The following is a 9,726-nucleotide window of genomic DNA, read 5'->3' as shown; positions in this document are numbered from 1 at the left end:
CGATGCCGGGCAGCGTCATGTCGACGATCAGGCAGGAAATCCCCTTGTGCTTCGGCGCCTCGGGATCGGTACGCACGTAGAGCTGGCACCAGTCGGCCCGGTGTCCTAATGACGTCCAGATCTTTTGGCCGTTGACGACGAACTCCGCACCACGGCGTACCGCCCGGGTGCGCAGCGCGGCGAGGTCGGATCCGGCCTCCGGTTCTGACATGCCCTGACACCAGATGTCGTCGGCGCGCATCATGCGGGGCAACAGCGTGCGTTTCTGATCGTGCGTGCCGTACTGCATGATCGCGGGAGCGATATTGTTCAGCCCAATGATGTTGAGCGCAACCGGGACTCGAGCGCGCGTGGTCTCCTCGGTGTAGACCAGCTGTTCGAGAACCGTCGCCCCGCGGCCGCCGTACTCGCGGGGCCAGGACACCGCTGCCCAGCCAGCTTCCGCCATGGTGCGGTTCCAGCCGCGCAGCAGCTCGAAGGCGGCGTCGTCGCGGCCGGTGGGCCGGCGGGCGGCCACCAATTCGTCGGTGAGGTTCGCGGACAACCAGTCGCGCAGCTCGACGCGGAACCGTTCCACTTTCGCCGGATAGGAGAAGTCCACTATTCCCAACCTCTGACCGCGCGCTTGCGATCACGCCGGACTCTACGGTCGAGCGGATATCCGGTCAACGGCCACCGTCGCGGCGCGTCTCGGGGAACGCGACGCCTTCGTCAGCGCCGATGTCGTTGACCACCACCGCGGCGCCCCGGCGCGCCAGATCCAGCGCGTAGAGGCGTCCGAGCCCCCGCCCGGCGCCGGTGACCACCGCGACCCGGTCGGTGAAGTCAATCATGTTGTGCTCCTGGATAAGTGAAACCGGTGATCGGATCCGATTGACCGCGGGTGGAACCGGACCCTACGCTGGAACAGATTTTTGGTCAACACATTCGGTGGTATGGAGGTCGATGTCAGGCGACGCACGCGGCGGCCGGTTGGAGGCCTTGGGCATGTTCGCGTCTGCGCTCGCGGGCCGGCCGGTGACCGTGGCCGCCCTCGGGCCGGGTGAACCGGCGTGGAGCGACGGACAGACGATCCACCTCGATGCCGGTGCGCCTGCACGCGCGCAACTTGCGGCCGTCGCGGTCCAGGCCTCGCTCATCGCGGCCGGCAGCCTCGATCCGGGCGTCGTGCGCCCGTTGGTTCGGCACCCGAACTGGGCCCGGCGGTATCTGGCGCTCGAGGGACATCGGGCGCTCGTCGCCAACGCCGGCCTGTTGCCGGCCACGTTGGCCTCTTTAGGCGACAGTGACACCGCCTGCCGCAGCGGCTCGCCCGCCGATTCTCTGCGGATCGCGCGCGGGCGGGGGCCCATCGACGACCCGGAGGCGCAATTCGGCGTGCTGCGGGCGGCGCAAGTCCTGACGGCGAGTTCCGTTGCGACGCAACGGCATGACGACGCGGCGGCGCAACACGTGCCGCGTGCCCACGGCGCCACCGAACGCGAAGAGCTGGACGACGGGCTGGTCGACGATTCCGACGACCCTGACCTGTTCACCAGCCCGGTGGGCGGGGGCGGCTTCCTCGGCAAGTGGCTGAAGAGGCTGCTGTCCTCGGCGCGCAAGACTGGAAGTGGCGGGGGGCCACCAGGCGCGGATGCCCCCACGCATCGCACGTACTCCGGCGCGCGCGGCGCGAACGCCGTCTTTTCGCTGGCCTCTGCACGCGGCGAGGACGACGGCGCCGCGCGCTGCGCCGCGCACGGCGCCGTGTACCCCGAATGGGACGTCACACGCGGGCGCTACCGCCCGGGGTGGTGCACCGTGCGCGAGGTCGATGCCACCATCGACGCCTCCGCAACCGCCGCCGTCGATGACGCGCTCGCACTACGGCGGCCGCTGGCGCGGCTCGGCATGGGACTGCACCGCCGGCGCCGCCAAGCGCAGGGCGACGACATCGACATCGACGCCGCGGTGGAGGCCCGCGTCGAATTGCTGGCCGGGTCGGTGCCCGACGAATCGGTCTACCTCGACAGCCTGCGGCGCCGCCGCGACCTGTCGGTTTTGTTACTGCTCGACGCGTCGGGCTCGGCGGCCGAGCCAGGAACGGCCGGGCGGACGGTGCACCAACAGCAGCGCGCCGCCGTCGCGCACCTCGCCATCGCGCTGCACGACCTGGGGGACCGGGTCGCGCTGTACGCGTACTACTCGCAGGGCCGCCGGGCGGTCAGCGTGGTGCCCGTCAAGCGCTTCGATGACCATCTCGATTCCCGAATCCTGCGACGGCTGAACAGCATTGAGCCGGGCGCCTATTCGCGCCTCGGCGCCGCCATCCGGCACGGCGCGGCGGTCCTGGAGACGCGCGGCGGGACGGCGCGGCGACTGCTGGTGGTGGTCTCGGACGGACTCGCCTACGACCACGGCTACGAGCGGGCCTACGGCGCGGCCGACGCGCGCCGCGCGTTGACCGAGTCCCGCCGCCGCGGCACCGGGTGCGTGTGCCTGACGATCGGCGCCGGAACCGACGTCGCCGCGTTGCGGCGGGTCTTCGGCAGCACGGCGCACGCGACGATCACACGGCCGGACCGACTCGCCGGCGTGATCGGTCCGCTGTTCCGATCGGCGCTGCGCTCGGCGGAGGTGCGCAGAAAAGTGTCGTGACGAGCGTCGAACCCATTCGCCTACGTCAAACCCCTTGAAACAAACATCTGTTCCGATTAGGCTCCGGGCAACGGCGAAAGGGATGTCATGGCCAACGAGTCCGGACTCGTTCACCGGAACGGCGTGGCCCTCGATGCGGCGCCGTCGCGGCCGTACTACCAGGCGACCGGGAACGAGGAGGTCGTCTTCAAGGTGGCGTACCGGCAGGGACTGGCGCTCGTGCTCAAGGGGCCGACGGGCTGCGGCAAGACTCGCTTCGTCGAGGCGATGGCCCACGACCTCGGCAGGCCGCTGATCACCGTTTCCTGCCATGACGACCTGACCACCGCAGACCTCGTCGGGCGATACCTGCTCCGCGGCGATGAGACGGTGTGGGTGGACGGCCCCCTCACCCGGGCCGTGCGTGAGGGCGCGATCTGCTACCTCGACGAGGTGGTGGAGGCCCGTCAGGACACCACCGTGGTGTTGCATCCGCTCGCCGATCACCGCCGGCAGCTACCCATCGAGCGTCTCGGCGTCACGTTGGACGCGGCACCGGGTTTCGGGCTCGTGGTGTCCTACAACCCCGGCTACCAGAGCGTGCTGAAGGATCTCAAGGACTCGACGCGCCAGCGAATGGTGGCCATCGAATTCGGTTTTCCCACAGCCGATGTCGAGGAGGGGATCGTGGCCCGGGAGGCCGGCGTCGACGGTGTCACCGCGTCCGAGCTGGTGCGTTTCGGTCAGGCCATCCGCCGCCTGGAGGCCGGCGGGCTCCGCGAGGTGGCGTCGACCCGCGTCCTGATCGCGGCGGGCAGGCTGATCCAGGAGGGTCTCGACGCGCCCCAGGCCGCCCGGGCCGCGATTACCGGACCGCTCACCGACGATGCGGCGGTCGGCCAGGCGCTGGGCGAGATGATCGAGATCTACCTCGGCGAAACGGGCGGCGCCCGGTGATTGACGCTGCCGGACACCGTCGTTATGGTCGGAACAAATATTAGGTTTTCAGTTACGGCTTCGACGCTCTGGAGGTCGGATGTCTTACGAAAGTAGCGCGGAGCCGATCAAGGTCGGCTACCTGATGGACTTCACGTTGCCGGAGGGCTTCCCCGAGGAGCTGATGGCGAGCTTCACTCGGACCTTCGACCTCGTCTTCGAAGAAGCCGTCGAACAGGGCCTGCTTGATCGCCCGGTGCAGATGATCTACCGCGAGGTCGAGGGACTGCCGAAGGGTTCGGTCAAGGCGGTGATCGACGCCTACGGCGAGCTCGTCGACGAAGGATGCCTCGTGGTGTTCGGGCCCAACATCACCGACAACTGCGTGCCGACTCGTGAGGCGATCGAGGAGCGGTTCAAGGTGCCGGCCATCAGCGTCACCGGCACCGACGACTGGTTGGGCGAATGGACTTTCGCCTTTCCGCAGGGCTCGATGACCGACGAGCCGATCTTCATCGTCGATCAGGTGGCCAAACGCGGGATCACCGAAATCGGAGTTTTGGTCGAGCAGAGCCTGATCGGCGAGAGTTACCTGAAGAACCTGCGCAGCGCTTGCCGACGCAAGGGTGTTCGGATCGTCGCGGAAGCGACGATCGCTCAGACGGCTCAGGACATCAACGAAGCCGTCCGCACCCTGCACGACGTGAAAGCCGAGGCGATCGTGCACCTGGGCTTCGGGTTCGGGATCGTGTTCATCAATCCGGCGCTGGAGGCTCTGGACTGGGACCCCCCGAGGTTCGCCACCACCGCATTCCAGAACGCGTGGGTGAACCCGATCATGTGGAACTCGTTCATGGGTTGGGTCGGGGTCGACCAGTACGACGAAACCAACCCGATCGGCCAAGCCTTCCTCGACCGCTACGCGAAGAAATACGACGGCAGCCGTCCCGAGTACTGCGTCTCGGTGGTCAACCACGACGTCGCCACCACTCTCGTGCGCGCCTTCGCCGACGCTCACCCCCTCAGTCCGCGCGGCGTCAAAGAGGCGCTGGAGCGCGTGAAGATGGTGCCCGCCGCGTCCGGCGCGCCGGGCACCCGGGTGTCGTTGGGCAAGTGGACCCGCCGGGCCTGGATGGGCGCCGGCTATCTGGTGGCGCGGACCCTGGACGCCGACGGCGTCAACTCCCGCCTGGTCGATCGCTTCGGAGAGTGAGGCTCAACGATGAGTACTGACCAATCGATACCGCCTGCCGCGCAGGAGAAGCCGTCGTCCCGGCAGCGCGCCCAGAACCGCGGCTGGGGCGGCTGGATCGCCGGCGCCGCGCTCGCCGCGTTTGCGATCGTCTTCGTCGCGAACTGCCGCACGGCGCTCGACCCCCGCGTCGCCAACCCGAACGTCCAGGGCCGACCGCGTCCGGTCAGGTTCCTGTTCGGGCTGGACTACATCACCTTCCTGCACATCTCCACGTGCATCATGCTGCTGGTGCTGCTGGTGGTGTTCATCCGAGGCTGGCGGCGCAATCCGGGTAGCCCGGTGATGTTGATGTTCCTGTGCACCACGCTGATCGTGTGGCAGGACCCGATCATGAACTGGTCGCCGTTTGCGGTCTACAACCCCGACCTCATCCACTGGCCGGAGTCGTGGCCGCTGGTGTCCATCTCGCCGACGGTAGAGCCGTTCGTCGTATTCGGTTACGTCACTTTCTATTTCGGACCCTACTTCCCGTCCATCTGGATCCTGCGCACGCTGCAGGCCAAGTACGGACCCCGGTCGTTCGTCTCCCGGCACCCGCTGGTCAGCTTGGGCGCGCTGGCCTGCGCCATCGGTTTCGTCTTCGATGCGTGGCTGGAGATCCAGCTCGTCCACATGGGCATGTACATCTACGACCAGGTGATCCCGTGGGGTTCGGTGTTCACCGGCACCACATTCCAGTTCCCGCTGATCTGGGAGTCGTTCTCGGTGACCTTCGTGATGGTGCCCGCGGCGATCCTGTGCTACCGCGACGACACCGGGAAATCGGTGGCGGAAAAGCTTGCGGCGAAGGCAAAACTGTTTCCGACACGCCCGGTGCTGGGCACCTTCCTGGTGATGTTCGCCATCATCAACGTGTCCTACTTCGCCTACGGTGCCTGGTTCTGGGCCATCAAGGTCAGCCACGCCGCGACCTCGGTGGCCTGCCCGTGGCCCTACCCTGAGGCCAAAGTCTATGACCCGCAAGGGTATTACGAGAAGGCCGGCGCGCAGGGACCATTCTCTGTAGGCATCTGGTCGACATGGGCCAGCGGGGAGCCCAACGGCCGACCGCACGTCGACGCGCCGCCGCCCGGTCACGGCGCCTGTGCAACCGCGAGCACGAATGGCTGAGCCGCGCGCCGTCGTCATCACCGGCGCCTCCCGCGGACTGGGGTTCGCGTCGAGCGTTCGCCTCTACCGTGACGGATGGCGGGTGGTCGCGGCCATGCGCGACCCCGACACCGCAATGCCGTTGCTGCGCACGGCGACCGGAGCGTCCGCAGACGACGACAGGTTGATCGGGGTCCAGCTCGACTTGATGGATCTCGCCTCGGTCGCTGCCGCGGCCAAGGCGATCCAGGACGTTGTCGGCACGCCCTACGCCTTGGTCCACAACGCGGGCATCTCCGGTGCGGGGATGGTCGAGGAGGCCGATATCTCGTTGTGGCAGAACATGTTCGCCACCAGCGTCACCGGCCCCGTCGAGCTGACCAAGGCCTTGCTGCCGGGCATGCGGGAAGCGGGGGAGGGCCGCATCGTCCTGGTCTCGAGCGCGGCGGGGGTTCGTGGCCAGCCGGCCACCGCGCCCTATTCGGCGGCCAAGGGGGCGCTGGAACGCTGGGGCGAGTCGATGGCGGGTGAGATCGCGCCCTTTGGGCTCGGCGTCACCGTGTTGGTGGCCGGCACCTACGACACCGACATCATCACCGATGCGGGCACCACCGACGACCGCAACTTCGCCGGCCCTTATGCGCGGCTGCACAACACGATGAACTCGCGAGGGCGGTTCGCGATGCGGCTCGCCAGACCGCCGGAGCGGTTCACCGACGGCCTCGTCAGGGCGCTGCAGGACCGGGGCGCATTTCACCGCCGCGGCGTCGGCCCGGACGCCGCGATGTTGTTGGCCGCCAACAGGATTCTGCCCGCCTCGGGGATGCACCACCTGTCGCGGATCGTGCTGGGCATACCGAGGCACGGGTCGATGCGGGGCGGGGCGTGGCCGTTGACGACTGCGCAACGGGGCATGGTGCTCGCCGCACGCGTACTTCCGCAGCCGGTGCTGCAACGACTGACTGCGCTGGCGGCCAAGCGTCAACAGGGGAATGAGGGATAGACATGGAACAACTGTTCGACGACCTGGCGGACTTCGGCGCCTTCGACGACGCGATCTCCGGCGACGTGCGAGATCCGTACACCGAGTTGGCGCGGCTGCGCCGCGAGGAACCGGTGCAGCGACTCGAAACGTCGGGGGCGCTCCCGCACGAGGAGTCCCTGCCGATGTTCATCGTGTACCGCCACGAGGACATTCAGCAGATGCTGCGCGACAACGAGACGTTCTCCTCGGCCGCCGTCATCGCGGCCTTCGGTCCGGTGCTGGGCGAGGGTGTGATGCTCGGCATGGACGAGCCGGTCCACGGCCGGCTGCGTTCGCTCATCTCAAAAGCGTTCTCCCAGAAGTCTTTGGCGCGCTGGCAGGACGAACTGGTCGGTCGCGTGGCCAACGGCCTGATCGACAACTTCGCCGCCAACGGCAGGGCGGATCTGGTCAAGGAGTTCACCTTCGACTACCCGAGCCAGATCATCGCGGGACTGCTCGGCCTTCCAGAGAAGGACTACCCCCAATTCCAGCGGTGGTCGATCTCGCTGCTGAGCTGGCTGATGAACCCCGAACGCGGGCTGGCGGCCTCGGCCGCCCTGTGCGATTACTTCGCCCCGATACTGAAGGCGCGCCGGGTCGAGCCCAAGGACGATCTGATCAGCGCGCTCGGTGCGGCTGAGATCGACGGGGAGAAGCTCGCGGACGAGGAGATCTTCTCGTTCCTCCGGTTGCTGCTCCCGGCGGGCGTCGAGACGACCTACCGGTCGCTGGGCAGCCTGCTGTTGGCGTTGCTGTCGGACCCCGCGCAGCTCGATGCCATTCGCGCGGACCGGTCGCTGCTGCCGCAGGCGATCGAGGAGGGCGTGCGGTGGGAGTCGCCCTTGCTGACCATCACGCGGGTGGCCACCCGGGACACCGAGCTGGGCGGCGTCGCCATCCCGGCCGGCGCGACGGTGATGCCGATGCTGGGCTCGGCGAACCGGCAGGAAGATCGCTATCACGATCCCGACACGTTCAACATCCACCGCGACGCCCGCGCGCACCTGGGCTGGGGCCACGGCGTGCACGTCTGCCTCGGCATGCACCTGGCGCGGCTCGAAATGCGCACCGCTATCAACCTTTTGCTCGACCGGCTGCCAAACCTGCGCCTGGATCCCGACGGGAACGACCCGCACATTCGCGGACAGGTGTTCCGGTCGCCTACCTCGGTGCCGGTGCTCTTCGATCCTCGATAGACCGCCCCCACGACGGCCACACCTTGCCAATCGGCTAGTTTCCAGTAAGGCTCTCCGTGGGGAGAACCAGCTCTCCCGGAGCCCCCTCTACCGAGTCAGAAGAGAGTGACAGATATGACTGAGGCTGTAAAGGTTCGCTTCGAGTCGAAGATGATGATCGACGGAAAGCTTGTCGACGGCCAGGCAGGCGCGTTCGAGAACATCAACCCGGCGACCGAAGAGTCTCTCGGCGAGGTGTCCGATGCCTCGAAAGAGGACATGCACCGGGCGATCGACGCCGCCCGCCGCGCCTTCGACGACACCGACTGGTCGACCAACAAGGAACTCCGCAAGCGTTGCCTGTTGCAGCTGCACGAGGCGATCGAGTCCGAGATCGACGAGCTGCGTGAGGAGCTCATCCTCGAGGTCGGCTCGCCCCGTGCCATCACGTTCGGCCCGCAGCTCAACGCCCCCCTGGAAGACGGGCTGAAGTACCCCGCGCGCCTGATCGACGAGTACGCCTGGGAGACCGACCTGGGTGACAAGGTCATCAGCCTCACCGGGACGCTCACCACCCGCAAGGTGTGGCGGGAGCCGGTCGGGGTCGTCGGCGCGATCGTGCCGTGGAACTTCCCGTTCGAGGTCACCCTCAACAAGCTCGGGCAGGCGCTGGGTACCGGCAACACCGTGGTGCTCAAGCCGGCACCCAACACCCCGTTCAACGCCAACCGGCTCGGTCGACTGATCGCCGAAAAGACCGACATCCCAGCCGGTGTCGTCAACGTCGTCACCGCCTCCGATCACTTCGTGGGCGAGGAACTCACGCTGTCGCCCAAGGTCGACCTGATCTCGTTCACCGGCTCGACGGTGGTCGGGAAACGGATCATGGAAAAGGGTGCGGCCACCATGAAGCGGCTGTTCCTGGAACTTGGCGGTAAGTCCGCGACCATCGTGCTGGAGGACGCCGACTTCGCGACGGCGTGCCTGGTCGGCATCGCGCCATGTATGCACGCCGGTCAAGGGTGCGCCAACCCCACCCGGTTGCTGTTGCCGCGCCCGCGCTACGACGAGGGTGTCGAGATCCTCAAGAACATCTACGAAAACGTCAGATGCGGTGATCCACAAGACCCGGGAACGCTGTGCGGGCCGGTGATTTCACAACGGCAGTACGACCGGGTAACGGGCTACATCAAGAAGGGCGTCGAGGAAGGTGCCACCGCGCTGGTCGGCGGCCCGGACGCACCCACCGGCTTCGACAAGGGATACTTCGTCCGGCCAACGCTTTTCACCGATGTCGACAACTCCATGACCATCGCGCAGGAGGAGATCTTCGGGCCGGTGCTGTCGGTCATCCCGTTCGACGACGAGGAGGACGCGATCCGGATCGCCAACGACAGCGTGTACGGGTTGGCAGGCAACGTGTTCGCGGGTTCGCTCGAACGTGCGCTGTCGGTGACCCGCCGGATCAAGGCCGGTTTCATGGGTGTCAACGGCGGTGCGCCCTACGGTGCCGACACACCGTTCGGTGGCTACAAGGAAAGCGGCGTCGGACGCCAGAACGGCGTCGCCGGATTCGACCAGTACACCGAGATCAAGTCGGTCGCGTATCCCGCGGTCTGACTGGGCCG

At 67.3% G+C, this 9,726-nt stretch carries 8 protein-coding genes and 1 pseudogene; 7 read left to right on the top strand and 2 right to left on the bottom strand.

Annotated elements, in window-relative coordinates; translation table 11 throughout:
* Together A5714_RS04245 and A5714_RS25875 are read right to left on the bottom strand one after the other, a co-directional pair.
* Positions 1-601 (bottom strand): acyl-CoA dehydrogenase family protein (locus A5714_RS04245; RefSeq protein ID WP_197513542.1); only part of this gene is annotated, 601 nt, incomplete at its 3' end.
* Between the two features lie 103 nt (positions 602-704).
* A pseudogene (locus A5714_RS25875) lies at positions 705-833 on the bottom strand (SDR family NAD(P)-dependent oxidoreductase); the annotation flags it as partial.
* Positions 834-945: 112 nt separating this feature from the next.
* On the opposite strand from A5714_RS25875, the gene A5714_RS04240 reads away from it, so the two are divergent.
* The 7 genes from A5714_RS04240 to A5714_RS04210 all read left to right on the top strand — a co-directional run bounded on the left by A5714_RS04240 (position 946) and on the right by A5714_RS04210 (position 9,718).
* Positions 946-2,637, top strand: coding sequence for a nitric oxide reductase activation protein NorD (locus A5714_RS04240; protein ID WP_068283071.1), 1,692 nt, complete (start codon positions 946-948; stop codon positions 2,635-2,637).
* Between the two features lie 87 nt (positions 2,638-2,724).
* Positions 2,725-3,573, top strand: a complete 849-nt coding sequence (locus A5714_RS04235; RefSeq protein ID WP_068283068.1) for a CbbQ/NirQ/NorQ/GpvN family protein — start codon at positions 2,725-2,727, stop codon at positions 3,571-3,573.
* Between the two features lie 79 nt (positions 3,574-3,652).
* On the top strand, positions 3,653-4,765 hold the full coding sequence (locus A5714_RS04230; protein ID WP_068283064.1) for an ABC transporter substrate-binding protein: 1,113 nt from the start codon (positions 3,653-3,655) through the stop codon (positions 4,763-4,765).
* 9 nt (positions 4,766-4,774) lie between these two features.
* On the top strand, positions 4,775-5,917 hold the full coding sequence (locus tag A5714_RS04225; protein WP_068283061.1) for a spirocyclase AveC family protein: 1,143 nt from the start codon (positions 4,775-4,777) through the stop codon (positions 5,915-5,917).
* The gene (locus A5714_RS04220) at positions 5,910-6,899 is read left to right on the top strand and encodes an SDR family NAD(P)-dependent oxidoreductase (protein WP_068283058.1); all 990 of its coding nucleotides are present in this window, start codon (positions 5,910-5,912) and stop codon (positions 6,897-6,899) included. The genes A5714_RS04225 and A5714_RS04220 overlap by 8 nt, the downstream gene beginning before the upstream one ends.
* A 2-nt stretch (positions 6,900-6,901) precedes the next feature.
* A complete protein-coding gene (locus A5714_RS04215) occupies positions 6,902-8,119 on the top strand; it encodes a cytochrome P450 (protein WP_068283056.1) in 1,218 nt (405 codons plus the stop codon).
* Between the two features lie 114 nt (positions 8,120-8,233).
* A complete protein-coding gene (locus A5714_RS04210; protein WP_068283055.1) occupies positions 8,234-9,718 on the top strand; it encodes an aldehyde dehydrogenase family protein in 1,485 nt (494 codons plus the stop codon).
* Positions 9,719-9,726 lie beyond the last annotated feature (8 nt).

Source organism: Mycobacterium sp. E2462 (assembly GCF_001672685.1).
Lineage (GTDB): Bacteria > Actinomycetota > Actinomycetes > Mycobacteriales > Mycobacteriaceae > Mycobacterium.
The sequence above is the reverse complement of the archived record's forward strand: the minus strand, read 5'-3'. Positions and strand labels throughout refer to the sequence as shown.

What these genes read in the sequence shown, in the direction of transcription:
- A5714_RS04240 (WP_068283071.1), top strand. Translation starts at nt 946, where the DNA reads ATGTCAGGCGACGCACGCGGCGGCCGGTTGGAGGCCTTGGGCATGTTC.
- A5714_RS04235 (WP_068283068.1), top strand. Translation starts at nt 2,725, where the DNA reads ATGGCCAACGAGTCCGGACTCGTTCACCGGAACGGCGTGGCCCTCGAT.
- A5714_RS04230 (WP_068283064.1), top strand. Translation starts at nt 3,653, where the DNA reads ATGTCTTACGAAAGTAGCGCGGAGCCGATCAAGGTCGGCTACCTGATG.
- A5714_RS04225 (WP_068283061.1), top strand. Translation starts at nt 4,775, where the DNA reads ATGAGTACTGACCAATCGATACCGCCTGCCGCGCAGGAGAAGCCGTCG.
- A5714_RS04220 (WP_068283058.1), top strand. Translation starts at nt 5,910, where the DNA reads ATGGCTGAGCCGCGCGCCGTCGTCATCACCGGCGCCTCCCGCGGACTG.
- A5714_RS04215 (WP_068283056.1), top strand. Translation starts at nt 6,902, where the DNA reads ATGGAACAACTGTTCGACGACCTGGCGGACTTCGGCGCCTTCGACGAC.
- A5714_RS04210 (WP_068283055.1), top strand. Translation starts at nt 8,234, where the DNA reads ATGACTGAGGCTGTAAAGGTTCGCTTCGAGTCGAAGATGATGATCGAC.